The sequence below is a fragment of the Mesorhizobium sp. M8A.F.Ca.ET.057.01.1.1 genome (genome assembly GCF_003952565.1).
Taxonomy (GTDB): domain Bacteria; phylum Pseudomonadota; class Alphaproteobacteria; order Rhizobiales; family Rhizobiaceae; genus Mesorhizobium.
The window spans coordinates 6,043,172-6,066,709 of record NZ_CP034454.1 but is presented as its reverse complement, the minus strand read 5'-3'; the positions used below and the strand labels follow the sequence as shown (position 1 = coordinate 6,066,709).

The following is a 23,538-nucleotide window of genomic DNA, read 5'->3' as shown; positions in this document are numbered from 1 at the left end:
GGTGCGGTTAGTCCAACGTGTGATCTTCGAGCGTCACGCCGGCATCGCGCATTCTCGCCAGCATGGTCTCGAGCGATCCGTTGAGATCGATGCCACGGCAGGCATCGAGCCTGACGGTGGTTCTAAACCCCAGTTTGACCGCATCCAGCGCCGAGAAGGCGACGCAGAAATCGGTCGCCAGGCCGACCAGGGTCAGCGTGTCGATGCCACGTTCCCGAAGATAGCCGGCGAGCCCGGTGGGCGTCGCGTGATCGTTCTCGAAGAAGGCGGAGTAACTGTCGATGGCAGGACGAAATCCCTTGCGGATGACGAGTTCGGCCTTGGTCCAAGCCAGCCCCGAGTGAAAATCCGAGCCGAGACTGCCCTGGATGCAATGGTCCGGCCACAAAGTCTGCGGGCCGTATGGCATTTCGACCGTCGAAAAAGGCTGCGCGCCGGGATGACTGGAGGCAAAGCTGGAATGGCCGGCGGGGTGCCAGTCCTGCGTCAGCACGACATGGTCGGTTCGCCGGATCATGTCGTTGACCAGCGGCACGATCTCGTCGCCGCAGGCAACGGCCAGCGCGCCGCCCGGGCAAAAATCGTTCTGCAGGTCGATGACAACGAGCGCTTCGTCGGCCATGGGGTTTCCTTCCTGTCAGGCTGCGGTCGGGCTCCAAATGAGAGGCCCGGCGAAAGAAGAAGCCGCTGGCGCGACCGGAGGGAGAAACTTGACCAGATGGCGGGCCGCGTCAACCTCCAGCGGAATAACAAATGCGTGGCGATGCCAGCCACATGGACACCGGCGTAAACTCTAGCTTTGACAAATTCCGCCGTCTTGATATCATTTGCATACGAATGAATTTGCCGGATCGAAAACCGGCAGGATATTCCCAGGCAAAACGTCTTGGGAGGGCCGATCTCGGGGAAGGCCCCATCTTGTTGGGAAGGAAAGCGTGATCCGTTACGCGAAACCCACCACGGTCGACGAGGCACTCGCGCTGCTTGGCGGGGGCACCTGGCGCATTCTTGCCGGCGGCACGGATTTCTATCCCGTGCAGGGAAGCAAGCCGTTTCGCGACGATGTCCTCGATATCAACGGACTGACAACGCTGCGCGGCATCGTCGAAACCGCCAGCCATTGGATCGTCGGCGCGCGCACGACATGGACCGATGTCATCCGCCACCCCTTGCCGCCAGCCTTTGACGCCTTGAAACAGGCGGCGCGGGAGGTCGGCTCGGCGCAGATCCAGAACGTCGCCTCGGTCGCCGGCAATCTCTGCAACGCTTCGCCTGCCGCCGATGGTGTGCCGGGCCTGCTCGTGCTCGACGCTGAGGTAGAACTGCGCTCGGTGGCGGCGACACGCCATCTGCCCTTGTCGCAGTTCATCCTCGGCAACCGCCGTACCGCCTTGCAGCCCGGCGAGATGGTGACTGCCATCCGCGCGCCGAAACCCTCCGGCACATCGGCCTTCGTCAAGCTCGGCGCCCGGCGCTATCTCGTCATCTCCATCGCCATGGTGGCGGCGCGTCTGGTTGTCGAAAATGGTACTGTCGCGGATGCGGCCGTGGCCGTCGGCTCCTGTTCCGCCGTCTCCAGGCGGCTTGTCGGTGTCGAGGCGGCGCTGCGCGGGCTTGCCGTGGGCGCCGGGCTTGTTTCCGCGGTCCGGTCGGCGCCGATGACTGAGCTGTCGCCGATCGCCGATGTGCGCGGCAGCGCCGAATACAGGCTAGACGCGGTGCGCGAGATCGTTGCCCGCGCCGTGCTCGCGGCCACGGAGACGCCAGCAGGCGACAAGGTGGCCGCATGAGCATGGATCGCGCCGATATCGCCTTCGCCGTCAACGGCACCGCTGTCTCGGTCAACGTGCCGCCGCTGCGTAGGCTGTCTTCGGTACTGCGCGACGAATTGCGGCTGACCGGCACAAAGGTCGGCTGCGATGCCGGCGACTGCGGCGCCTGCACGGTGCTGGTCGACGGCGACCCTGTCTGCGCCTGCCTGATGCCGGCGGCCTCGGCCGCTGGCACCGCGGTGACGACGGTCGAAGGACTGGCCAACGGCCGGCTGTCGGCGTTGCAAGCCTCGTTCCTGGCGCATGGCGCCGCGCAATGCGGCATTTGCACGCCGGCGCTGCTGGTCGCGGCAACCGCGCTGCTGGACACGAAACCCACGCCGACCGAGACCGAGGTGCAGGATGCGTTGGGCGGCATCCTCTGCCGCTGCACCGGCTATCGGAAGATTATCGCTGCGGTGATGGAGGCTTCCCTCCAGACCGCGAGCCTGGATTTCCGTCTGCCTCGGTCAGGCTACGCCATTGGCACGTCACCGGTCAGGCTCGACGGCGTGCCAAAGGTGACCGGCGCCGAGAAATTCGGCGGCGATTCCTTCCCGGCCGATGCGCTTGCCGTGCTGGTGGTCCGCTCGCCGCACTATCATGCAAAGTTCGATTTCGGCGACATCGACGGCTGGGCCAAGGCGCATGCCGGGATCGCGGGCGTTTTCACGGCCGCCGACATCCCGGGAAAAAACTGTTTCGGCGTTATCGGCCCATTCGCCGACCAGCCGGCGCTGGCCGAAGGCTTTGCCCGGCTTCGCGGCGAGGCGGTCGCGCTGGTCGCCGGCGAGCGAGAGGCGATCCTCGATCTCGACCTGTCGGATTTCCCTGTCCGTTGGACCGAACTGCCACATGTTCTCCAGCCCTGCGACGCGCAGGCCGCAGGTGCGGCGCTGATCCATCAGAACCGCCCGGCCAATTTGTTGACCAAGGGCTTTGTCGAGCGCGGCGATCCCGAGGCTGCACTTGCCAACGCGGCCGTCACCGCGAGCGGCGCGATCGACACCTCCTATGTCGAGCACGCCTATATCGAACCGGAAGCCGGCTATGCATATGTTGACGGCGACACGCTTGTCGTCGTCGCCTGCACCCAGGCCCCCTACATGGACCGTGACGACACCGGGAAAGTGCTCGGCCTTGCCGTCGACAAGGTGCGCATCGTGCCGACCGCGACCGGTGGCGGCTTTGGCTCCAAGCTCGACGTTTCCCTGCAGCCTCTGATCGGCCTCGTCGCCATGAAGACGGGACGGCCCGCGGCCCTTGCCTACACCCGCAACGAATCGATGATGTCGACCACCAAGCGCCATCCGGCTGAAATGAAGGCCACCATTGGTGCCGACTCCGGCGGTCGCGTCACCGGCATGGTCTTCGAAGGCGATTTCAACACCGGCGCCTATGCCAGCTGGGGCCCGACGGTTGCCAACCGCGTGCCGGTGCATGCCTCCGGCCCTTATCTTACGCCCAACTATCGTGCCGAGGGCCGCGCCATCCATACACATGGTCCGATTGCCGGCGCCTTCCGTGGCTTCGGCGTGCCGCAGGCGACGATCATGCAGGAAACGCTCTATGACGAGCTCGCGGGCAAGCTCGGCATGGATCGGCTCGACTTCCGCCTGAAGAACTGCCTTCGGAACGGCTCCGAAACGGTTACCGGGCAACTTTTGGAGTCTGGCGTCGGCATCGCCGAATGCCTCGAGGCCTTGCGGCCGCACTGGGCGCGGGCGGCGGCCGATGCGGATACTTTCAACAGCACCAGCATAGATAGAAAGCGCGGCGTCGGCGTCGCCTCCTGCTGGTATGGTTGCGGCAACACCTCGCTTCCCAATCCGTCGACCATTAGGGTCGGCATCGCGCCCTCGGGCGACGTCATCCTGCACCAGGGGGCCGTCGATATCGGCCAGGGATCCAACACCGTCATTACGCAGATCTGCGCCGACGCGCTCGGCCTGCCGCTGGAGAAATTCCAGCTGAAGAGCGCCGATACGGCAATCAGCCCAGACGCCGGCAAGACTTCGGCTTCGCGGCAGACTTTCGTGACCGGCAAGGCGGCTGAAAAGGCTGGGCGGGCCCTGCGCGAAAAAATCCTGCGCTTTGCCAATGTCTCGGACAAGGCCTCCCTTCAGCTGGATGGCGCGGCGATCGTCATTCGCGAAGGCGAGGCGACACGCCGTATCGATCTTGCCGCGCTCGAAGCGGATGCCGACGGTTTCGTCTTCCGCGCCGAGGAGACATACGATCCGCCGACGCTGCCCCTCGATGCCAAGGGCCAGGGCAAACCCTACGCGGTCTATGGCTATGGCGCGCAGATCGCGGAGCTGGAGGTCGACCTGAAGCTCGGCACGGTGAAACTGCTGAAAATTACCGCGGCGCACGACGTCGGCAAGGCGATCAATCCGCTGCTGGTCGAGGGCCAGATCGAAGGCGGCATCGCGCAAGGCATAGGCATGGCGTTGATGGAAGAATACATCCCCGGCCGCACCGAGAACCTGCACGACTATCTCATCCCGACCATTGGCGACGTGCCGCCGATCGAGACCATTCTTATCGAGGTGCCCGATCCCGAAGGGCCGTTCGGCGCCAAGGGTCTGGGCGAGCACGTGCTGATCCCGACGGCGCCGGCGATCCTCAACGCCATCCGCCACGCCACCGGCGTGCTGGTCACCAAGGTGCCGGCAACGCCAAGCCGCATCCTGGCGGCCATCCGTGAGAAGGAGGCACGCGCGTGAGCGAGCTTGCCGAACGCTTCGAAACTCATGATCCCGGCGAGAAGCTGGTGGCGGAGAAGATCCGCTGCGATGCCTGTCCCGTCATGTGCTACATCGCCGACGGCCGCACCGGCGCCTGCGACCGCTATGGCAATGTCGCCGGCCGGATCGTGCGCATGGACCCGCTGACCATCCTCGATCACGCGGCCGAAACCGGCGCTCCCATGGTGCCCTTCGTCGCCGAAGGCGAGCAATGGGATGGGGAACTCATCAACACCGGCCGCCGCTTCGTCACGGCAATCGGCGCCGGCACCACCTATCCCGACTACAAGCCCGCTCCTTTCATCGTCAGCCAGGAGGTCGAGGGCGTCGATCTCGTCACCGTGGTGACCGAAGGCATCTTCTCCTACTGCGGCGTCAAGGTGAAGATCGACACCGATCGTCATATCGGACCCGAAACAGCTGTCGTGCGGGCCGAGGGCGAGGCCATCGGCCATGTCACGACCGGCGAATATGGCTCGCAGATGCTGTCGCTGGGCGGCGTGCATCATCTGACCGGCGGCTCCAAAGCGGAAGGCCGCGCCACCTGTGACGCCCTGCTCAATTTGTGCAACCGCAAACCGGTGGAACTCAGCATAGACGGCGGCGCCACGGTCATCGTTGAAGCCGGCAAACCGCCCGTCATCGACGGCAAGCAGGAACACCGCATGCGGGTCGGCTGCGGCTCGGCCACGATCGGCATGTTCGCCACGCAATGGCGCGGGCTGGTCGACGAGGTCGTGGTGGTCGACGATCACATCACCGGCGTCGTCTCCGAACACCAGGCCGGCAAGGTGCTGGGCTGGCAGGATACCGGCATCAAGATCGTCGGCCGCCGCTCGACACCGGGCCGCTATTTCAAAGTGTCCGAGCCAGGCCTCGGCTGGGGCGGCACCAGCATTTCAGATCCGTTGTCGATCCTCGGCGAATGGAACGCCAAGAAGGGCGCTCGGCCGGGCCTGTCGCTGCTGATGGTTTCGACCACCGGCGAGCAGTTCGCCTATTACGAGCTCGATGACGACCTGAAGCCGGTCGAAAAACCGTTTCCGGAACGGCTGCGGAAATCCGTCAATCTGATCGAGGACAATTGCGAGCCGGCCTTGTGCACCGTGCTGTTCATCGGCGGCGCCGGCGGGTCGCTGCGTGCCGGCGTCACCGAAAACCCGGTCAATCTCACCCGTTCGGTGCAAGGCCTGACCACCTATGTCACCGTTGGCGGCGCGCCGGTCTATGTCTGGCCGGGCGGCGGCATCACGCTGATGGTCGATGTCACCAGGATTCCCGAAGGCGCCTTCGGCTATGTGCCGACGCCGGCGCTGGTGGCGCCGATCGAGTTCACGCTGCGTCGCGACGATTACATCAGGCTCGGCGGCTACGAGGCCGAAATCCGCAGCGTTGCGGACATCGTCGCCAAGGGCGGCGAATACCTCAATCCCCGACGCGGCACAGGCGCCGCAACCCAAAATCCATGGCCACCGCTGGCGCAATTGCGCCGCGCGGGTCCGAACGGGGCGGGGTGATGGAAGATCCGCAAGCGCACTGGCTGCAGGACGGCAAGCGGCTGCATCTCAACCATGGGCCGATAGACCTGATCGTCGAGGCCTTTGGCGAGGCTGATGAGTGTCGCGCTGCCTACGTCCAGGCCGTCGCGCGCTTCCAGACGATCCTGATGGAGCTGGTCGAGGAACTTCCCGAATTGCGGCTGCCGGCATTTTTTTTGGCGCCGCGAACCTTCGCCGGCCCGACGGCGCGCCGCATGGAAGCGGCCGTCATGCCCTTGGCGGAATGCTTCATCACACCGATGGCCGCCGTCGCCGGGTCGGTAGCTGACGAAATGCTTGCCGCGCTGCTTGCCGGACGCAAGCTCGATCGCGCCTATGTCAACAATGGCGGCGACAGCGCCCTGCACATCGGCAAGGGCCGCTCGATGGGATTGGCGGTCGCCGGCACCGGCAACGGCATGGCCGACCGGATCACGATCCGCGCGCAGGATGGCGTGCGTGGCGTTGCAACCAGCGGCTGGCGTGGCCGCTCCTTCTCGCTTGGCATTGCCGACGCGGTCACCGTGCTGGCGCGGACCGGTGCGGAGGCCGATGCGGCGGCAACGCTCATAGCCAACGCGGTGGACCTGCCCGGCAATCCCGCCATCAAGCGCGTTCCCGCACGCGACCTGTCGCCCGACAGCGATCTTGGCACGCGGCTGGTGACACAAGGCGTCGGCACGCTTGCGCCTGATGAGGTGGCACGCGCCCTGGACAATGGCCTTGCCGTCGCCGAAGATTTTCGCCGGCGCGGCCTGATTGCCGCATCGGCGCTGTTTCTTGGCGGGGAGGCCCGCATCAGCGGCTCCGTTGCAATCGGCGCGCCCAACAAGCATGAACCGGAGGAAGTTGCCCATGCCTGAATTTCCGATCCGCAAGATCGCGGTGCTGAGCGAAGAAATCTTCCACGACGGCGGACCGGCCGCCGCGGTGCCGCGCCGGCGTGCCGCCGCCATGGCCGTGGTCAGCAACCCGTTCGCCGGGCGCTATGTCGAGGATCTGCAAAGCGCCATGGACGATCTGAAGCCGCTCGGCCTGATGCTCGCCGACCGGCTGGTCGCAGCCCTCGGCGGCGACATCAAACAGATCGACGGCTACGGCAAGGGCGCCATCGTCGGCAGCGCGGGCGAGCTGGAACATGGCGCGCTGTGGCATGTGCCGGGCGGCTACGCGATGCGCGAACGGCTGGGCGATGCCAAGGCGATCGTGCCCTCGGCCAAGAAGGTCGGCGCCTTCGGCTCAAAGCTCGACGTGCCGCTCGGCCATATCAACGCCGCCTATGTGCGCAGCCATTTCGACGCCATGGAAGTCGGCATCAGCGACGGTCCGCGTCCTGACGAGATCCTGTTCTGCCTCGCCATGACCTGCGGCCCGCGCGTCCACAATCGGATGGGTGGCCTCGCGGCGGATGACATAAAAGCCTGGGACGGGCTGCGGTGAGCGGCGAGGACAACCTGCTCAAGCTGGTCGAGGTCGAAGAGGCCGACGATCACGACTACCTCCTGCAGGAGCAGGTCGGCTTCATCCTGCGCAAGGCGCACCAGCGCCATGTTTCGATCTTCGCCGCCCGTATCGCCGATCTGACGCCGCCGCAATTCGCGGCACTCGCCAAGCTGCGCGACGTTGGCGAAACTTCGCAGAACCAGCTCGGCACCCTGATCGCCATGGACGCGGCGACGGTGAAAGGCGTCATCGACCGGCTGAAGGCGCGTGGCCTGGTCGAGCTTTCCAGGCATGAGGTCGACAAAAGGCGGCTGCTGGTAAACCTGACGCCGGAGGGCCGCGACGCGATCGAGCGTCTGATCCCGCTGGCCCGCGAGATCACAAGGGAAACGCTGGCGCCCCTTACGGCCAAGGAGGCCGTCACCTTCATGAAGCTGCTAGCCAAGCTGGCGTAGATGCGGATCTTACCAGCCTGCAGAAGCTGGTCACCGAAACGATTGAGTTGAGTAGAATTGGTTGGTCTGCGCTGCCCCTCATTGTCCTGCCGGACATTTCTCCCCGTATGGGGACGGGGAGAAAGGCGCTGTCATCGACGGCTTCGCTAGTCGCCGGCGTTGCAGAAGGGCGCCGGCTTCACCACAGCTCCCTTCTCCCCGTCACTATACGGGGAGAAGGTGCCGGCAGGCAGATGAGGGGCTGCGCCAACCGAGGCCCCTCAAGCTCCACTATCTCACAAGCCGTTGTCCTTCAGCACCTGGGCGGCGTTTTCCTTGGTGATCTTCTGCGTCGGCAAGGTGATGGTCTTCTCGACCTTCTCGCCGTTCAGGAACTTGATCGCCTGGCGCAGGCCTTCCGCACCTGGGGTGACATAGGTGAAGGTCGCCGTCAGCTCGCCCTTGTTCACCATCTGCACGCCTTCGTTGGGCAGGCCGTCGATGCCGATGAACTTGATGTCCTTCTCGCGGCCGACATCCTTGGCGGCGAGATAGGCGCCGTAGGCCATCGGGTCGTTATGGCCGTAGACGAGATCGATCTTCTCGTTGGTCTTCAGCGCGTTGGCCATCAAATTATAGGCCTGGTCCTGCTTCCAGTCGCCCGACTGCTGGTCGAGCAGGTATTTGATGCCCGGTTCCTTGTCGGTGAATTCATGGAAACCGTCATGGCGGTCATGCGCCGGCTGGGTGCCCATGCCGCCCCAGATCTCGACGACATTGCCTGCCGCCTTGCCCTTGCCGCCGAGCAGTTCGACGGCATATTCGCCGGCCGCGCGGCCGATCAGCTTGTTGTCGCCGCCGACGAACTGGGTGAAGTCCTTGGTGTCGACATTGCGATCGAGCACGAAGACCGGAATCTTGGCGTCGATCGCCTGCTGCACGACGCCGGTCAGGCCGGCCGATTCCTTCGGCGACACCAGGAGCGCGTCGACTTCCTGGCGGATCAGGTTCTCGACGTCCGCGACCTGCTTCTCGGTCTTGTCCTCGCCGTCGGTGATGATCAGCTCGACTTCGGGATGCTTGGCGGCCTCGGCGATGATGTCCTTGTTGAACTGGGCGCGCCAGGGCTCGATGGTGGTCACCTGCGAGAAGCCGATCTTCCACTTCTTGTCCTGGGCGAAGGCATGTCCGGTGGAGAGCAGTGCTGTCAGCAGGGCCGCGCCGAATGCGGCAAGCTTCAGCATGTCACGTCGTTTCATTTCTTGTTTCCTCCGAGATTGAGAGACGGTGTCTCTTGCGACGGCCGTTTTGCGGCGGCCGTTTCCTTGTGCGCCGCTCCGGGCAGGCGCAGATAGGCCATGAGATCGCCGGCATTGCGCTCCTGCACGAGCACGGTGCCGATGATGATCATCCCCTTCAGCACCAGCTGAAGGTTCGAATTGATGTTGTGAAGCTGCAAGATGTTGGACAGCAGTCCGAAGATCAGCACGCCGCAGAAGGTGCCTGTCAGGCTGCCGCGCCCGCCCATCAGGCTGGTGCCGCCAATGACCACGGCGGCGATGGCGTCGAGCTCCAGCCCGGCGCCGGCGTCCGGCTTGCCTTGCCGGTACTGCGCTACGTAGAGCACGGCGGCGATGCCGGCGAGCAGTCCTGATATGGCATAAGTGGCGATCTTGACGCGGCCGGCGGCGATGCCGGAAAGCCTGGCCGCCTCCTCATTGCCGCCGATGGCATAGACATAGCGGCCGAACGGCGTGAAGCGCAGCACCGCGCCGTAGATGACGATGGCGCCGAGGAAGAATAGGCCGGGCATAGGGATGACGCCGAACACCAGCGAGCGCAGCAGCTCGAAATCGGCGGTGGCGTTGGAGCCGGTATAGACCGGCAACACGGCATTGTTCTGGCCGGCGGTGAGCCGGGCGATGCCGAGCGCCGTCACCATCATCGCCAGCGTGACGATGAAGGGCTGCAGCCGTCCGCCGACGATGATGAAACCGTTGATGGCGCCGAACAGCAGACCCACGCAAGGCGCCACCAGCAGCACGCCGAGAACGCCGAATTTGGGCTCGATCTGCGGCAGCAGGTACCAGAGCGAAAGGCAGCACAGGACGATGCCGACGATTGCCGGCGTGACCAGGCCCCGAACGGTGTCCAGCCTGACGTCGCGGGCCACGGCATCCACGCCGGCGCGGGACTTCTCCACGTTGAGGAAGATGAAGCGTGTGACGACGAAGCCGAGACACAGCGCAACCAGGGCGACGGTCGGCAGGCCCAGCACGACGCCCGGCGTCGCGCCCGGAACCGTCAGCAGCATCGCGCATACCACCGTGCCGATGGCCATAAGCGAGCCGACGGAGAGGTCGATGCCGCCGGTGATGATCACCGCCGTCATGCCGGTGGCGATCAGCCCGGTGGTCGACACCTGGCGCAGCACGTCGAGCAGGTTGCCGTAGGACAGGAAGATGTTGTTGCCCTTGGAACTGAGCGGCGAGCCGAGCACGCCGATCAGGAAGATGGCGATCAGGCCCCAGTAGAGCTTGGTGCGGGACAGGAGTTTCAGTGCGGTCATGCGGCGGGTCTCGGTAGGGTCCGGCGCGGCGCCGCGAGGCGCATGATGGCCTCTTCGCTTGCCGCGTCGCGGGAAAGAATGCCTGTCTGGCGGCCATCGGCCATCACCAGGATGCGGTCGGAAAGATGCAGCAGCTCCGGCAGCTCCGAGCTGATGACGGCGATGGCCAGGCCATCGCCCGCCAGCTGGAAGATGAGGTCGTAGATCTCGCGCTTGGCGCCGACATCGATGCCGCGCGTCGGCTCGTCGAGCAACAGCACCCTCGGCCTGGTCGCCAGCCATTTGCCGATGACGACCTTCTGCTGGTTGCCGCCCGACAGCGTGCCCGCGGGCTGGTCGATATCCCGGCAGCGGATGCCGAGCGTCTTGACCGCCTGCCGCGCCAGCCCCTGTTCGCCGGCCAGCGAACGGATGCCGAAGCGGGCCAGCGCGCCGACCAGCGGCAGCGCCACATTGTCCGATATCGAGGCCTGCAGATGCAGGCCTTGCGTCTTGCGGTCCTCGGTGACCAGCGCGATGCCCAGCCGCCGCGCATCGCGCGGTGAGCGAATATCCACCGGCTGGCCGTCGAGCCGGATCTCGCCGCCCGCACGGCCATCGCTCGAGCCGAAGATCGCTTCCATGATCTCGGTGCGGCCGGAACCCAGCAACCCGCCAATGCCGAGGATTTCTCCGGCGGCCAGATCGAAGCTGACGCCGCCGACCATCTGCCGCCAGCCCTGGCGGTCGGGCTTCGACAGCGACAGATCGCTGACCGAAAGCACGATCCTGCCGCCGGGATCCCGCTCGGCCTGGGAGGATGCGAGCAGGTCCCGTCCGACCATCGCCGAGATGATGGCATTTTCGTCAAGCTCGGCCATCGTCCGCGTCAGCACATGACGCCCGTCGCGGAACACGGTGACGCGGCTGGCCAGATGCATGACCTCGTCAATGCGGTGCGAGATGTAGATGATGGCGACACCGCTGTCGGCAAGCTGGCCGATGATGCGGAACAGCCGCTGGCATTCGGCCGGCGACAGCGCCGAGGTCGGCTCGTCCATGATCAGCATACGCGCCGACATCGACAGCGCCTTGGCGATCTCGACCAGTTGCTGTTCGCCGACACGCAGGGCGCCGACGCGTGCGTCCGGATCGAGCTCGATGCCGAGCCGCTGCAGGAGGGCGCTTGCGGCGCGGCTGCTTGCCTTGCGGTCGACGATCAGACCCGCGATCAGCTTCTCGCGCCCGAGAAAGATGTTGTCGGCGACGCTCAGTTCCGGCACCAGGTTGAGCTCCTGGTGGATGATGGCGATGCCCGCGTCCTCGGCGTCGCGCACGCCGGCGAAGCTGACCGGCCTTCCGTCGATGCTGACGGTGCCTTCATAGCCGGTATAGACGCCGGAGAGGATCTTCATCAGCGTCGACTTGCCGGCGCCGTTCTCGCCCATCAAGGCATGGACTTCGCCGCGCCTTAGGTCGAAGCCGACATCGACGAGCGCGGCGATGCCGCCAAAACTCTTTGAAATATGCTCGGCGCTCAAAACGGTGTCCGAGCGATCCGATGCCGCATTGCGCGCCGAGGAAAGGGAATTGCTTTGTTCCATGACAATGGCGGCCTCCCTTCCGTCCTCGTCAGCTTCGCGAACGGTAATCTAAACGTTTCGATCCTGTCAAGCCGATATGGGGCGACACAACTTTGATGCATTTCAATTCTTGCCTAAAATGGCAAGATTCCGTAGGTATTGCTGGCAAGTGGGGGACGAAACGTTTCGAAAATGACAGCGTCAGGGCCAAAAAATCAACGTAAATCCACCGCGCCCACCATGCTGCACGTGGCCGAAGCGGCGCGTGTCTCGGTCGCCACCGTGTCGGCGCTGATCAACGGCACCGCAACCGTGAGTCCGGAACTCAGCGCTCGCATCGAGCAGGCGATCCGCGATATCGGCTACAAGCGCAACGCCATCGCCCGCAGCCTGAAGATGGGCACGACGCGCACCATCGGCCTGACCGTTCCGCACATCACCAATCCGTTCTTCACCGCTGTCGTCTCGGTCATCCAGCAGGCCTTCGACCGCGCCGGCTATGCCGTCATGCTGTGCTGTACGGACGAGGATTTGAACACCCAGGACGAGCAGATCAGGCTGCTGCTCGACCGCATGGTCGATGGGCTGATCGTGGCGCGCGTCGGTGACGGCGCGATCCTCGAGCGGATCGTCGCCGACGCCAATGTGCCGGTCGTGCTGCTGGATCGCCTGTGCGAGGGCGTCGACACCGACGCCGTGGTTCTCGACAACCAGCGGGCGGTCTTCGACGCCATCAGCTATCTGATCGATCTCGGCCACCGTCGCATCGGCTACATCACCGGGACCTCGGACATCTCACCCATGCATGACCGCATGACCGGATATCGCGAGGCGCTCCAGGCCGCCGGCTTGCCGGTGGCCGAGGAGCTGGTTCGCTCCGGCAATTTCCACGAGATCGACGGCTACAACGCAACCATGCAGTTGCTGTCGCTGCATGACCGGCCAAGCGCGATCTTCTCGGCCAACAACCCGATGGTGATCGGCACCATGAAGGCGATCCGCGACATCGGCCTGTCCTGTCCGGAGGACATTTCGGTCGCCTGCTTCGACGATTTTCCCTGGTCCGACGTGTTCCAGCCGCAACTGACCACGGTGGCGCAGCCGGTGCAGGCCATCGGCGAACAGGCGGCCAATCTGCTGCTCAACCGCCTCGCCGGCAACCGGGACGCGCCGCCGCGCAAGCTCGTGCTCAAGGGCCGCCTGATGATCCGCAATTCATGCCGGCCGCTGGGGGCGGTTCAGGGCGTCAGTGCCTAAAGCATGATACCGAAAAATGTGAAGCGGTTTTCGAACGACATCCTGCTTCCCGAGATTTAGAGCCTGATCAGGGCGTGAAGACACCGGAACACAGCGCCTGCAGCTTCGAAAACACACCCTTGCCGCCCGTGATGACCTGCGTGCCGCTCTGCAGCACCGTCTTCGGGTCCGCCTTCAGGATCGTGCCGCCGGCTTCCTCGATCAGCAGCATGCCGGCCACGCAGTCCCAAGCGTTCATGTGTTCTTCGACATAGCCGAGCAGCCGGCCCGAGGCGACATAGGCGAGCATCAGGGCGCCTGACGCGTTGCGGAAGAAGACGCCGCCCTCGGCGAGAATCTTCTTGATCAGCACGGCGATGTTTTCGGCCTCGGCCCGGTTTGAAAAGCCGGTTCCCACCGAGCCTTCTTCAAGGCTGGTCGCCGCACTCGTCCTCATAGGCCTGCCGTTGACGAAGGCGCCGCCGCCCAGCCTTCCGTGGAAGGTCTCGCCGGTCGATGGCTCGTGGATGACGCCGACGATCGTCTCCCCATCCCGGGCGCAAGCGATCACCACGCACCAGGCCGGAATGCCGCGCACGAAATTGGCGGTGCCGTCGATGGGGTCGATCACCCAGACATGGCCGGTCGAACCGGCGACCGAGGCATGCTCCTCGCCGACGATGCCGTCCCGCGGATAGTCGGCGGCGATCGCCGCGCGGATGAACAGCTCGACCTCGCGGTCGGCTTGCGAGACCAGGTCCTGATGGCCCTTGCTCTCGATGGTCAGGCTGTCGAGGTCGAGAAAATACCTCAGCCCGAGTTCGCCGGCGCGCCGCGCCACATCGATGGCGAACTGCATGCGTGCGTCGAGATCATGTGTCACGGAAAGGCTCGCTTCTGCCGATGGATGCCCTGCACTTAGCAGAGCATTATGACCGGCAAAAGCACCTGGCGAAGTACAAGACGTCAGGCCGCTTGCGACAGCGATTTGTGCGCTTCGGCCAGGATTTCGAAGGAACGCACGCGGGCCGCGTGATCGAAGATTTGCGCGGTGACCATCAGCTCGTCGGCCCCGGTGCGGCGTACGAACGCATCGATGCCTTGCCGGACCGTTTCCGGCGAGCCGACGACGGCGCAGGACAGCGCCTGGCCGAGCATGGTCTTGGCCATCGGATCGAGATCCCGGTCATAGTTCTCGACCGGCGGCGGCAATCTTCCGGGCCTGCCGGTGCGCAGATTGACGAAGGCCTGCTGCAGCGAGGTGAACAGCAGACGTGCCTCGGCGTCGGTGGGCGCTGCAAAGACATTGAGGCCGAGCATGACATGTGGCTTGTCGAGCTGCTCGGACGGCTGGAAGCGCGAGCGGTAGATGTCCAGCGCGTGGTCGAGTTCCGCCGGGGCGAAATGCGAAGCGAAGGCATAGGGCAGGCCGAGCATGGCGGCGAGCTGCGCGCCGTAGAGGCTCGACCCGAGAATCCAGATCGGCACCGTCTGGCCTTCGCCAGGCACGGCGCGCACGCGCTGGCCTTCTTCGGCCGGCAGGAAATAACCCATCAGCTCCACGACATCCTGCGGGAAATTGTCGACGCCGGCCTCGAGATTGCGGCGTAGCGCCCGCGCCGTGTTCATGTCGGTGCCGGGAGCGCGGCCGAGGCCAAGGTCGATGCGGCCGGGAAACAAGGCTGCCAGCGTGCCGAACTGCTCGGCGATCACCAGAGGCGCATGGTTGGGCAGCATGATGCCGCCGGCGCCGACACGAATGGTTTTGGTGCCGCCGGCAACATGGGCGATGACAACCGATGTGGCCGCACTGGCAATGCCTGGCATGTTGTGGTGCTCGGCCAGCCAGTAGCGCTTGTAGCCGAGCCGCTCGGCATGGCGGGCGAGGTCGAGCGAATTGGCGAGCGATTGCGAGGCATCGCTGCCTTCGACGATCGGCGACAGGTCGAGAACGGAAAGTTCGGTCATGTACTGGTCTCCACGATCTTCTTCTCGCGCACCCGGGCCTCGAAGGCTGTGCGGTCGGGAATAGTGATGCCGAGCTGGCCTTCCAGCGTGTCGGCGAGTTCGGTGGCAGTGGCGATCTGCTTCTGTTCGGTGCGGCCATCGATGTGATGGATCGACAGGCGATCGCCGCGCAGCGCGTAGCGCCGGTCGGGCGCGGCGCGCGCCGCCAGAACCGAGGTCAGGAAATGCGATGCCGGGTTGGTCGACAGAAAATAATTGGTGACGGAATAATCGACCTCATAGTGCGGCTGCAGATCGAAGCGATACAGCGAGCGCCAGCCGCCGCCGATGGCAGCCTGCAAGCGGAAATGATCGCCGGTTTCAACGATGCGGAACGTTTCGTGCGGGGTCGTCTGTTCGAGGCCCGGCTCGAGCAGCAGCGGTGCGGTCAGCGTCAGGCCGCCGAAGCCGACATCGGCTATGTAGGTCCGGCCATCGAGTTCGGCGCGCAAAAGCATGTGGCCACGCGCCGTGATCGCGTCCTCGCTCTGACCCCAGAGCACACGCGCGGCGAGGCCGCCGACCTCGAAGCCAAGCGCCTTCAGCGCATGCATGAAAATGAGATTGTGCTCGAAGCAATAGCCGCCACGCCCGTCAAGGACGATCTTGTCTTGCAGCGATGCGGCGTCCAATCGGACCGGGCGCCCCAGAAACGGATCCATGTTCTCGAAGGGGATCGCCTGCGGATGCAGGAAATGAAGCGTCTTCAGCGTGTCGAGCGAAACATCCCTGGAACCGGCATGGCCGATCCGGGCGAAATAGGCGTCGAGGTCGAAGGGAATGTCGTTCATCGGGAAGGGCACCGGGCACTGATCGGGCGGATATAGGGATTCGATCCCGCGGCGGCAAACCGTACGCCGGTTATGCGGCGGTCGTCCCGTCCTGTTCGTCGGCGTCCTCCTCCACGACCGCCGTATGTTGGGCGGCGAGAAAATTGCCGACATGGCTAAGGCTCTCGAAATGGTCGCAGAACACCTTGACGACGACCAGCAACGGCACCGCAATCAGCGCGCCGACGAAGCCCCACAGCCATGACCAGAATGCGATGGCGATAAAGATCGCCACGGCGTTGATCTCGAGCCGCCGCCCGACCACCATCGGCGTCACGAACTGGCCTTCGACGATGTCGCACAGCAGCAGGAAGGCAGGCGCCAACAACGCATAGGCGATCGTGTCGAAGCTGATCAGGGCGATGACCGTCACCAGCACAAGCGTGATCATGGCCCCGACATAAGGCAGGAAATTGAGCAGGGCGGCCGCCGCGCCCCAGACCAGGGGATTGGGCATGCCGAGCGCCCACAGTCCGAGGCCGATGATCGTACCGAGGCCCGTGTTGATGATGGTGACGGTGAGCAGATAGTGCGAGATTTCCCGCTCGACGTCGTAGACGACGCGCAGCGCCCGCTTCTTTTCGGTGAGGCTGGCGAAGGACTGGATGATCTTCTCGTAGAACATCGTGCCCGAGGCGAGCAGGAACAGCGACAACACGAAGATGATGGTCAGGCTTGTTCCGGCCGACAGGATGTTGCTCGCCGCCGACGAGAGGAAGCCTGACTGCGCTACCGCGACCTTTTGCACTCCCGGTTCCTGCGAGGTCTCGGTCAGCCCTTCGATCTGGTGCGCAATCTCCATGATCCTCTCGAGCGGCCGCCGCAACTGCGCCAGCCGTTCGGTCAGTTGCTGGCCGATGGACGACGTGTTGTTGATGAGATCGATGACGGGGCCGCTGAGCACATAGCCGGCGCTCGCGAAGACGAAGATGGACACAAGCACCAGAAGCGTGGCCGAAACCACTTCGGGAATGCCGCGCTTGCGCAGCAGCCGCACGATCGGCGTCAGTGTCAGTGCCAGCAGGAAGGCCAGGATGACCGGCATGAAGAAGGCGCGCGCGAAATAGAGCGCATAGATGGTCATGAACAGGAAGATGCCAACGAGCAGCGAGCGCATCAGGCGTGTGTCGGCGCGCGCCGCCACACGTGACTCCTCGGCCTCGGCAACGCCTGCGCCCAAAGCAGCGGGTTCGGCTTTCATCGTGGCCCCCTCGGCGGCGCACCACAACTGATGCAATCCGCAGACGAAAACGCTGGCACGGCTTCAAGGTTCCGATAGCCGGCGCGGTCGAGGGATCCTGCCGCCGATTGCGCAACCGGGGCTCGGCTGCGAGTGCTCTGGTGTAATTGAGCCCGGGGCAAGTGGCGGCCCTAGTACGGGAGCAAGCCTTCGCAACCATCGGGTCGCAGGGCCAGCGCGGCGAGACATCGCCGGCGCGATTACACCCTCCCTGAAGAGAGGACATCACGATGCAAAGATTTACCCTTCAGACAATCGAGTCGGCGCCGGAGAAATCCAGGCCCGTAGGCGCCGCCACGGCCGGCGCGGATTTCGCCGTTTCCTTGCGCACGATCGGCGCCACCTTGGTGCCATAGAGCTCGATCGCCTTCATGATCTTGGCGTGCGGCATGGTGCCGATCGCCATTTGCAGCAGGAAGCGGTCGTTGCCGAAAATCCTGTGCTGGGCGACGATCTTTTCCGCCACCTGCTCCGGATTGCCGACGAACAGCGCACCATCGGGACCACGCGACTGGTCGAAATGCGCGCGCGATGTCGGACCCCAGCCGCGCTCACGGCCGATGCGGTTCATCACTTCGGCTTGCGGGCCGTAGAAATCGTCCGCCGCTTGCTCGGTCGTCTCGGCGATGAAGCCGTGCACGTTGATGCTGGTGGCCAAGCCTGCCGGATCGCTGCCGGCGCGCTTGGCCGCCTCACGGTAGAGGTCGAACAGTGGCGCGAAGCGCGCCGGTTCGCCGCCGATGATGGCAAGCGCCAGCGGCAGGCCGAGCGCGCCCGCGCGGGCGGCCGATTGCGGCGTTCCGCCAATGGCGATCCATACCGGCAGCCTGTCCTGGAAGGGCCTGGGATAGACGCCGCGATCGTTGATCGGCGCACGCAGACTGCCCGACCAGGTGACCTTCACCTGATCGCGGATGGCAAGCAAAAGGTCGAGCTTTTCGGCGAACAACTCGTCATAGTCTTCGAGGTTGTAGCCGAACAGCGGGAAGGATTCGATGAACGATCCGCGCCCGGCCATGATCTCGGCGCGGCCGCCGGACAGAAGGTCGAGTGTCGAAAACTGCTGGAAAACGCGCACAGGATCGTCGGAGGAGAGCACGGTGACCGCGCTGGTCAGTTTGATCCGCTTCGAACGCTCCGCCGCGGCGGCCAAAGCCACGACCGGCGCCGAGGCGGCATAGTCGGGCCGATGGTGTTCACCGAGGCCAAAGACGTCGAGGCCAACCTGGTCGGCCAGTTCGACCTCCTCGATCAAGTTGCGCAGCCGCTCATGCGGGCCGATGGCGCCGGGACCCGGCGCAGGGCTCACATCGGCAAAAGTGTAGAGGCCGAGTTCCATTTGGATGTCATCCCAGTGTGTTGATTATCGCGCTAGAGGTAGCGACGCGGCCGCCACGCCGCCAGAGGGTCGCTGGTGAACAGTGCATGTCGATTTCGGCGGGAAATGCGTCTCCCGGGTGCAACATCCCGGAATTTCATGGCTGCCATACCGTTTTGGCGCTTGAACTCCCGGTTTTCGCGCGTATGTAAGCCTCGCGAATAGACTTCAAGGAAGTGGACTTGGCTATCTACAGGGAAAAAGACATTTTCGAGCGGCGCAATGCCGCGACCGAGGCAAAGAAGGCGCTTCTGGAGCGCTTCAAGTCAAAGCCGGCAGCAGACGATCCCGCGGTGCTGGCACGACAGGCCGAACGCAAGGCAATTCTTGCGGCACGTGAGATCCGCGAGGCCGAAAAGGCCAAGCTGAAGCAGGAAAAGCTGGCGCGCGAAGCGATAGAGAAGGCCGAGCGTGAGGCAGCAGCCGAAGCGGCGCGCATTGCAGCGGAAGAGGCAGCGGAGGCGGAAGCCAAGCTTCGGGAGGCTGAAGAGAACGAGCGTATTGCTCGCTTGCTTGCCGATGAAGCCGAGCGAAAGGCAAAGCGCGACGCGCGCTATGCAGCACGCAAGCAGCGCACCGGCAGGACTCCTCCCGGCTTTACGGGTCGCTAAGAGCGCACTCGCCTCGAAGGATGACCAACAAGGGACGCGCCAAGGCGCGGCCCTTTTTTCGCTTGTCCATGTCGCCGACCGGAAGTCCCGACATCCCTGGATACCGGCTCGGTCGATGCCGTCCGCCGGCGGACAAGGCCGTTCAGGCCGCGAATTTCAGCCCCCAAGGCCGTTCAGGCCGCGAATTTCAGCCCCATGATACCGCAGACGATCAACGCGATGCAGCCGAGCCTGATGGCGGTGGCGGGCTCGCCCAGCAGCCAGATGCCGAGCAGCGCCGTGCCGACGGTGCCGATACCTGTCCACACCGCATAGGCGGTGCCGACAGGCAGCGCCTTCAGCGCCAGGCCGAGCAAGGTGAGGCTGACGATCATCGACGCGACCGTGAGCACGGTCGGAACCAGCCTGGTGAATCCGTCGGTGTATTTGAGGCCGATTGCCCAGCCGATTTCGAATAGGCCGGCAAAAAACAGAAAAGTCCAGGACATCGCAACGCTCCATCGAAGCATCCAGACCTTCCGGCCTTGGATGCTCAGTCGACAATGGCGGGTCGTCCCGACCGAATTTTTCGGAAAGTGCGAGGTCGTCCCCGCGCCGTCGATATAGGGCTATCCGAATGCCCGATCAACACGTGCCGGCGGCATCGTCGAATGCCGCCGGTGAAAACCCACCGCGCCGGGTTGCCGGGACTTACTTTTCCTTGAGCCTCATCGCCTTGACCGGCGCCGCCTTGAGGGCCGGAGCGGCGGCGGGCTTCTTGGCATCCTTCTTCGGCTTGCGGGCTTCCTTGCCTGCCTTCATCGCACCTTTAGCCATGATTCGTTCCTCCAGTTGCGGGACGCGAAGTGAAACAAGAGAAGCGTCTCTAAGCAAGGGGCTGTTTCCGTCCTGCCACCCCTGCCGATACCCGTATCAACCGCTTTCCCGCCCCTCCGGCCTCCAGCGGGCGGCGCCGAGGGCCTGAACGGATCGACGGGCCGTGCGTTGAGCAGGGGTGTGGAGCTTCCGCGCGCGGGCGGCTAAGCTCCCCGGCACAAGCTCGCGAATATCGGAGACGGCGAGGAAGCGATGGCAGGGCACGGCGGCTCCAGAACGGTCATCTATGCGGCGCTCGCCGGCAATCTCGCAATAGCGCTGACCAAGTTCGCTGCCGCCTTTTTCACCGGCAGTTCGGCCATCCTGTCGGAAGGCGTGCACTCGCTGGTCGACACCGGCAATGGCGCCCTGCTGCTTTACGGCATGCACCGCGCCGCGCGCCCCGCGGACCGCACGCACCCGCTCGGCCATGGCCGTGAACTCTATTTCTGGAGCTTCATCGTCGCCCTGTTGGTCTTCGCGCTGGGCGCCGGCGTGTCGTTCTACGAGGGCATCATCCACATCATGGCGCCGGAGCCGGTCGCCAACGTCAAGGTGAACTATATCGTTCTGGCCCTGTCCTTCCTGTTCGAAGGCAGCTCCTGGCTGGTGGCACTGAAGGAATTCCGCAAGCAGAAGGGCAGGCAAGGCTGGCTGCGGGCCTTGCAATCGAGCAAGGACCCAAGTGTCTATACGGTGCTGTTCGAAGACAGTGCCGCCCTGCTTGGCCTGACCGTCGCCTTTGCCGGCATCCTGGCGGCGGAGATTTTCGAGATGCCCGAACTCGACGGCGCCGCCTCGATCGGCATCGGGCTTATCCTCGGCGCGACGGCAATCTTCCTGGCGCGTGAAAGCAAGGGCCTTCTCATCGGCGAGCCGGCCTCGCCCGAGGTGCAGAGGAAGGTGCTGGCAATCGTCCAGCAGGATCCGGCGGTGCAGCGGGCGAACGGTGTGCTGACGGTGCATATGGGACCGGAAGAGATCGTTGCCGCCCTGAGCATCGAATTCGAGGACCATCTGGCGGCGCCGGAGATCGAGGCCTGTGTCGAACGCATCGAGGCGCGGCTGAAGAAGGAAATGCCTGAGATCGCGCGGCTGTTCGTCAAGCCGCAGACCACGGGCACCTGGGAAAAGCGGCGCAAGGTGATCGAATCCGCGTCCGAAGAAAGTTGAGCATGATCCCGAAAACCCTCTTCGTGGTCATGCCCTGAGACCAGCGCCGCGCCGTTGCCTCGCATCCCCGCGTCGCTAAGATCAGCCGATCGATTTGGAGGAATGACGATGAAGATTGACGGCGGCTGTCATTGTGGTGCCATCACCTACGAGGCGGAGGTCGACCCGGAGAAGACCGGAATCTGCCACTGCACTGATTGCCAGCAACTGACCGGAACAGCCTTTCGCGTGACAGTTGGCGCGCCAGAGGACCAATACCGGATTACCAAGGGCACACCGAAGGTCTACATCAAGACCGGGTCGAGCGGCGCCAAGCGGGCGCAAGGCTTCTGCGGCGAGTGCGGGTCACATCTCTACGCCACGTCGGTTGGCGAAGGCCCGAAGGTCTATGGCATCCGGGTCGGCACGGCGCGTCAGCGCGAGAATCTCGTCCCGAGAAGACAGGTCTGGCACCGGTCGGCGCTGCACTGGCTGCCCGAATTCGAGGGCATGGCGACGATAGAAGAGCAGTAGGGGTTAGTAGGCTCCCACAAGACCTCTGCGATTAGCGAAGCCTCCTATCGCTTCGTCATCCTCGGGCTTGACTCGGGGATCCATGCCGCGACCTTGCCGAAGGATGCCGCGGAACGGAATTCTGCACTGTTGCGGCGCGCCGCGGTCGCGGCATGGATTCCTTGGGCTGCGAAGCAGCTCCAGGGGTCTGCGCGCGTCGCTCCGCTCCTTGCTCCGCCCTAGAATGACGATGGGATAGACGCTTCGCTAATCTCTGGCGTCGAGCGACTACTCTCCATCTTCGACGACCCGCAGCCTCAACTGCCCGGTCTTGGAATCGGCTACGCGCGGTGCGGGCTCGGCCCTGGCAGGGCCGCCACGCGGCGCCTCGGTTTCGCCTTCTCCGAACTCCAGCGCCTCGATCTTCTGGCCGCGCTTGGTCACTTTCGAGGTCGAGACGAGGATATCTTCGATGTCCTTGGCCGACTGGCCGAAATGGCCCTGCAATTTGCGCACCCGCTCGTCGACACGCTGAACGTCTTCCATCAGCCTGATGACTTCACCCTGGATCAGATGCGCCTGCTCGCGCATGCGGGCATCCCTCAGGATCGCCTGGATGACCTGGATCGACAGCATCAGCAGCGAAGGCGAGACGATGATGACGCGGGCGCGGTGCGCCTTCTGCACGACCGCTTCGAAATTCTCATGGATTTCGGCGAACACCGATTCCGACGGCACGAACATGAAGGCCGTGTCCTGCGTCTCGCCCTGGAGCAGGTATTTTTCCGAAATGTCGCGGACATGGACCTCGATGTCGCGGCGAAAGGCCTGGGCCGCAACCTTCTGCAGGTCGATGCCGTCGGCGGCGCGGATGGCATTCCAGGCTTCCAGCGGAAATTTGGCGTCGATGGCAAGCGACGGCGCGCCGTTCGGCATTTTCACCAGGCAGTCCGGCCGGCTGCCGTTCGACAGCGTCGCCTGGAATTCATAGGCCCCATGCGGCAGCCCGTCGGCGACGATCGCCTCCATGCGCGACTGGCCGAAGGCCCCGCGCGTCTGCTTGTTGGAGAGGATCGCCTGCAGCTGCACGACCTGCCCGGCCAGCGACTGGATGTTGCCTTGCGCGGTGTCGATGACCGCCAGCCGCTCCTGCAGTTTCGCCAGGCTCTCATGCGTGGACTTGGTCTGCTCGGTCATGGTCTGGCCGATGCGGCCGGTCATGGCGTCGAGGCGCTGGCCGATCGATTGCGTCAATTCGGCCTGCCGGGCGCCGAACACTTCGGCGATGGCCCCCATCCGGCCCTGCATCTCCGCCTGCGACTGCAAAATACCAGCCATGCGGGTCTCGGCGTCGCGGGCATGGTCGGCGGCCTCCGCGGCGGCGACCGCGCGCGCCTTGGCCGACCGCCACAGCGCAACGACAAGTGCCACGAACAAGCCGAGAAACAGCAAGGCGCCGAAGGCCAGCGCGTGGCCCAGCGTGATTGTCGAGGCGCCGAGCCGTACGACAGGCTCCAAAAGGATGGTGCTCAGATCATTCATGTGGACAGCATAGCCGATTCGGCGGGCTGGCACAGATCAAAACGGGAACGAGGCTCAGGCGCACCGG

General features: G+C 64.5%; 22 protein-coding genes. 10 read left to right on the top strand and 12 right to left on the bottom strand.

Annotated elements, in window-relative coordinates; translation table 11 throughout:
* Positions 1-7: 7 nt before the first annotated feature.
* Positions 8-622 (bottom strand): bifunctional nicotinamidase/pyrazinamidase, encoded by a 615-nt coding sequence (pncA, locus tag EJ077_RS28780; protein ID WP_208698147.1) that lies wholly within the window; start codon positions 620-622, stop codon positions 8-10.
* Between the two features lie 313 nt (positions 623-935).
* On the opposite strand from pncA, the gene EJ077_RS28775 reads away from it, so the two are divergent.
* From EJ077_RS28775 to EJ077_RS28750, 6 genes are read left to right on the top strand one after another with little or no spacing between them, the layout of a single operon-like run.
* Positions 936-1,790, top strand: a complete 855-nt coding sequence (locus tag EJ077_RS28775; RefSeq protein WP_208698145.1) for an FAD binding domain-containing protein — start codon at positions 936-938, stop codon at positions 1,788-1,790.
* Positions 1,791-1,792: 2 nt separating this feature from the next.
* On the top strand, positions 1,793-4,540 hold the full coding sequence (locus tag EJ077_RS28770) for a molybdopterin-dependent oxidoreductase (protein ID WP_208703157.1): 2,748 nt from the start codon (positions 1,793-1,795) through the stop codon (positions 4,538-4,540).
* Complete coding sequence (locus tag EJ077_RS28765; RefSeq protein ID WP_208698143.1) at positions 4,537-6,078, top strand: 6-hydroxynicotinate reductase; 1,542 nt, start codon at positions 4,537-4,539, stop codon at positions 6,076-6,078. The genes EJ077_RS28770 and EJ077_RS28765 overlap by 4 nt, the downstream gene beginning before the upstream one ends.
* Positions 6,078-6,962 carry a UPF0280 family protein gene (locus EJ077_RS28760; RefSeq protein ID WP_208698141.1) on the top strand — a complete coding sequence of 295 codons (885 nt, stop codon included), beginning with the start codon at positions 6,078-6,080 and terminating at the stop codon, positions 6,960-6,962. Before EJ077_RS28765 ends, EJ077_RS28760 begins: the two co-directional genes overlap by 1 nt.
* The gene (locus EJ077_RS28755; protein ID WP_208698139.1) at positions 6,955-7,539 is read left to right on the top strand and encodes an amino acid synthesis family protein; all 585 of its coding nucleotides are present in this window, start codon (positions 6,955-6,957) and stop codon (positions 7,537-7,539) included. Before EJ077_RS28760 ends, EJ077_RS28755 begins: the two co-directional genes overlap by 8 nt.
* Positions 7,536-7,997: a MarR family winged helix-turn-helix transcriptional regulator gene (locus EJ077_RS28750; RefSeq protein WP_208698138.1), complete on the top strand. Its 462-nt coding sequence runs from the start codon at positions 7,536-7,538 to the stop codon at positions 7,995-7,997. Before EJ077_RS28755 ends, EJ077_RS28750 begins: the two co-directional genes overlap by 4 nt.
* Positions 7,998-8,272: 275 nt before the next feature.
* Here EJ077_RS28750 and EJ077_RS28745 read toward each other — a convergent pair whose 3' ends face one another.
* The 3 genes from EJ077_RS28745 to EJ077_RS28735 are packed head-to-tail and all read right to left on the bottom strand — an operon-like array spanning position 8,273 to position 12,128.
* Positions 8,273-9,235 (bottom strand): substrate-binding domain-containing protein, encoded by a 963-nt coding sequence (locus tag EJ077_RS28745; protein WP_208698137.1) that lies wholly within the window; start codon positions 9,233-9,235, stop codon positions 8,273-8,275.
* Complete coding sequence (locus EJ077_RS28740) at positions 9,232-10,545, bottom strand: ABC transporter permease (RefSeq protein WP_208698136.1); 1,314 nt, start codon at positions 10,543-10,545, stop codon at positions 9,232-9,234. Before EJ077_RS28740 ends, EJ077_RS28745 begins: the two co-directional genes overlap by 4 nt.
* The gene (locus tag EJ077_RS28735; RefSeq protein WP_208698135.1) at positions 10,542-12,128 is read right to left on the bottom strand and encodes a sugar ABC transporter ATP-binding protein; all 1,587 of its coding nucleotides are present in this window, start codon (positions 12,126-12,128) and stop codon (positions 10,542-10,544) included. The genes EJ077_RS28740 and EJ077_RS28735 overlap by 4 nt, the downstream gene beginning before the upstream one ends.
* A gap of 219 nt (positions 12,129-12,347) precedes the next feature.
* Between EJ077_RS28735 and EJ077_RS28730 the strand changes: the two genes are divergently transcribed.
* Positions 12,348-13,364 carry a LacI family DNA-binding transcriptional regulator gene (locus EJ077_RS28730; RefSeq protein WP_208698134.1) on the top strand — a complete coding sequence of 339 codons (1,017 nt, stop codon included), beginning with the start codon at positions 12,348-12,350 and terminating at the stop codon, positions 13,362-13,364.
* Positions 13,365-13,431: 67 nt separating this feature from the next.
* Here the strand turns inward: EJ077_RS28730 and EJ077_RS28725 are convergent, their stop codons facing one another.
* The 5 genes from EJ077_RS28725 to EJ077_RS28705 all read right to left on the bottom strand — a co-directional run bounded on the left by EJ077_RS28725 (position 13,432) and on the right by EJ077_RS28705 (position 18,759).
* On the bottom strand, positions 13,432-14,226 hold the full coding sequence (locus EJ077_RS28725; RefSeq protein WP_208698133.1) for an inositol monophosphatase family protein: 795 nt from the start codon (positions 14,224-14,226) through the stop codon (positions 13,432-13,434).
* An 83-nt stretch (positions 14,227-14,309) separates the two neighbouring features.
* Positions 14,310-15,311, bottom strand: a complete 1,002-nt coding sequence (locus EJ077_RS28720) for an LLM class flavin-dependent oxidoreductase (protein ID WP_208698132.1) — start codon at positions 15,309-15,311, stop codon at positions 14,310-14,312.
* Positions 15,308-16,141: an arylamine N-acetyltransferase family protein gene (locus EJ077_RS28715; RefSeq protein ID WP_208698130.1), complete on the bottom strand. Its 834-nt coding sequence runs from the start codon at positions 16,139-16,141 to the stop codon at positions 15,308-15,310. Before EJ077_RS28715 ends, EJ077_RS28720 begins: the two co-directional genes overlap by 4 nt.
* 70 nt (positions 16,142-16,211) lie before the next feature.
* Complete coding sequence (locus EJ077_RS28710; protein ID WP_208698128.1) at positions 16,212-17,381, bottom strand: AI-2E family transporter; 1,170 nt, start codon at positions 17,379-17,381, stop codon at positions 16,212-16,214.
* A 286-nt stretch (positions 17,382-17,667) separates the two neighbouring features.
* Positions 17,668-18,759, bottom strand: a complete 1,092-nt coding sequence (locus EJ077_RS28705) for an LLM class flavin-dependent oxidoreductase (RefSeq protein WP_208698126.1) — start codon at positions 18,757-18,759, stop codon at positions 17,668-17,670.
* A 221-nt stretch (positions 18,760-18,980) separates the two neighbouring features.
* On the opposite strand from EJ077_RS28705, the gene EJ077_RS28700 reads away from it, so the two are divergent.
* Positions 18,981-19,409 carry a DUF6481 family protein gene (locus tag EJ077_RS28700; RefSeq protein WP_127873285.1) on the top strand — a complete coding sequence of 143 codons (429 nt, stop codon included), beginning with the start codon at positions 18,981-18,983 and terminating at the stop codon, positions 19,407-19,409.
* A gap of 173 nt (positions 19,410-19,582) precedes the next feature.
* Here EJ077_RS28700 and sugE read toward each other — a convergent pair whose 3' ends face one another.
* Both sugE and EJ077_RS32655 read right to left on the bottom strand, forming a co-directional pair.
* Positions 19,583-19,897, bottom strand: coding sequence for a quaternary ammonium compound efflux SMR transporter SugE (gene sugE, locus EJ077_RS28695; RefSeq protein WP_127278272.1), 315 nt, complete (start codon positions 19,895-19,897; stop codon positions 19,583-19,585).
* Between the two features lie 202 nt (positions 19,898-20,099).
* Positions 20,100-20,225, bottom strand: coding sequence for a hypothetical protein (locus tag EJ077_RS32655; protein ID WP_137931536.1), 126 nt, complete (start codon positions 20,223-20,225; stop codon positions 20,100-20,102).
* Between the two features lie 252 nt (positions 20,226-20,477).
* Between EJ077_RS32655 and EJ077_RS28690 the strand changes: the two genes are divergently transcribed.
* Both EJ077_RS28690 and EJ077_RS28685 read left to right on the top strand, forming a co-directional pair.
* The gene (locus EJ077_RS28690; protein WP_208698124.1) at positions 20,478-21,437 is read left to right on the top strand and encodes a cation diffusion facilitator family transporter; all 960 of its coding nucleotides are present in this window, start codon (positions 20,478-20,480) and stop codon (positions 21,435-21,437) included.
* Positions 21,438-21,545: 108 nt separating this feature from the next.
* A complete protein-coding gene (locus tag EJ077_RS28685) occupies positions 21,546-21,950 on the top strand; it encodes a GFA family protein (protein WP_208698122.1) in 405 nt (134 codons plus the stop codon).
* A 267-nt stretch (positions 21,951-22,217) separates the two neighbouring features.
* On the opposite strand, the gene EJ077_RS28680 is transcribed toward EJ077_RS28685, so the two are convergent.
* Positions 22,218-23,471 carry a DNA recombination protein RmuC gene (locus tag EJ077_RS28680; protein ID WP_208698120.1) on the bottom strand — a complete coding sequence of 418 codons (1,254 nt, stop codon included), beginning with the start codon at positions 23,469-23,471 and terminating at the stop codon, positions 22,218-22,220.
* Between the last annotated feature and the right edge of the window lie 67 nt (positions 23,472-23,538).

Excerpts from the sequence above, each read along its gene's own strand:
- pncA (WP_208698147.1), bottom strand. The coding sequence starts at position 622 with ATGGCCGACGAAGCGCTCGTTGTCATCGACCTGCAGAACGATTTTTGC.
- EJ077_RS28770 (WP_208703157.1), top strand. The coding sequence starts at position 1,793 with ATGGATCGCGCCGATATCGCCTTCGCCGTCAACGGCACCGCTGTCTCG.
- EJ077_RS28760 (WP_208698141.1), top strand. The coding sequence starts at position 6,078 with ATGGAAGATCCGCAAGCGCACTGGCTGCAGGACGGCAAGCGGCTGCAT.
- EJ077_RS28755 (WP_208698139.1), top strand. The coding sequence starts at position 6,955 with ATGCCTGAATTTCCGATCCGCAAGATCGCGGTGCTGAGCGAAGAAATC.
- EJ077_RS28745 (WP_208698137.1), bottom strand. The coding sequence starts at position 9,235 with ATGAAACGACGTGACATGCTGAAGCTTGCCGCATTCGGCGCGGCCCTG.
- EJ077_RS28740 (WP_208698136.1), bottom strand. The coding sequence starts at position 10,545 with ATGACCGCACTGAAACTCCTGTCCCGCACCAAGCTCTACTGGGGCCTG.
- EJ077_RS28735 (WP_208698135.1), bottom strand. The coding sequence starts at position 12,128 with ATGGAACAAAGCAATTCCCTTTCCTCGGCGCGCAATGCGGCATCGGAT.
- EJ077_RS28730 (WP_208698134.1), top strand. The coding sequence starts at position 12,348 with ATGCTGCACGTGGCCGAAGCGGCGCGTGTCTCGGTCGCCACCGTGTCG.
- EJ077_RS28720 (WP_208698132.1), bottom strand. The coding sequence starts at position 15,311 with ATGACCGAACTTTCCGTTCTCGACCTGTCGCCGATCGTCGAAGGCAGC.
- EJ077_RS28715 (WP_208698130.1), bottom strand. The coding sequence starts at position 16,141 with ATGAACGACATTCCCTTCGACCTCGACGCCTATTTCGCCCGGATCGGC.
- EJ077_RS28710 (WP_208698128.1), bottom strand. The coding sequence starts at position 17,381 with ATGAAAGCCGAACCCGCTGCTTTGGGCGCAGGCGTTGCCGAGGCCGAG.
- EJ077_RS28705 (WP_208698126.1), bottom strand. The coding sequence starts at position 18,759 with ATGGAACTCGGCCTCTACACTTTTGCCGATGTGAGCCCTGCGCCGGGT.
- sugE (WP_127278272.1), bottom strand. The coding sequence starts at position 19,897 with ATGTCCTGGACTTTTCTGTTTTTTGCCGGCCTATTCGAAATCGGCTGG.
- EJ077_RS32655 (WP_137931536.1), bottom strand. The coding sequence starts at position 20,225 with ATGGCTAAAGGTGCGATGAAGGCAGGCAAGGAAGCCCGCAAGCCGAAG.
- EJ077_RS28690 (WP_208698124.1), top strand. The coding sequence starts at position 20,478 with ATGGCAGGGCACGGCGGCTCCAGAACGGTCATCTATGCGGCGCTCGCC.
- EJ077_RS28685 (WP_208698122.1), top strand. The coding sequence starts at position 21,546 with ATGAAGATTGACGGCGGCTGTCATTGTGGTGCCATCACCTACGAGGCG.
- EJ077_RS28680 (WP_208698120.1), bottom strand. The coding sequence starts at position 23,471 with ATGAATGATCTGAGCACCATCCTTTTGGAGCCTGTCGTACGGCTCGGC.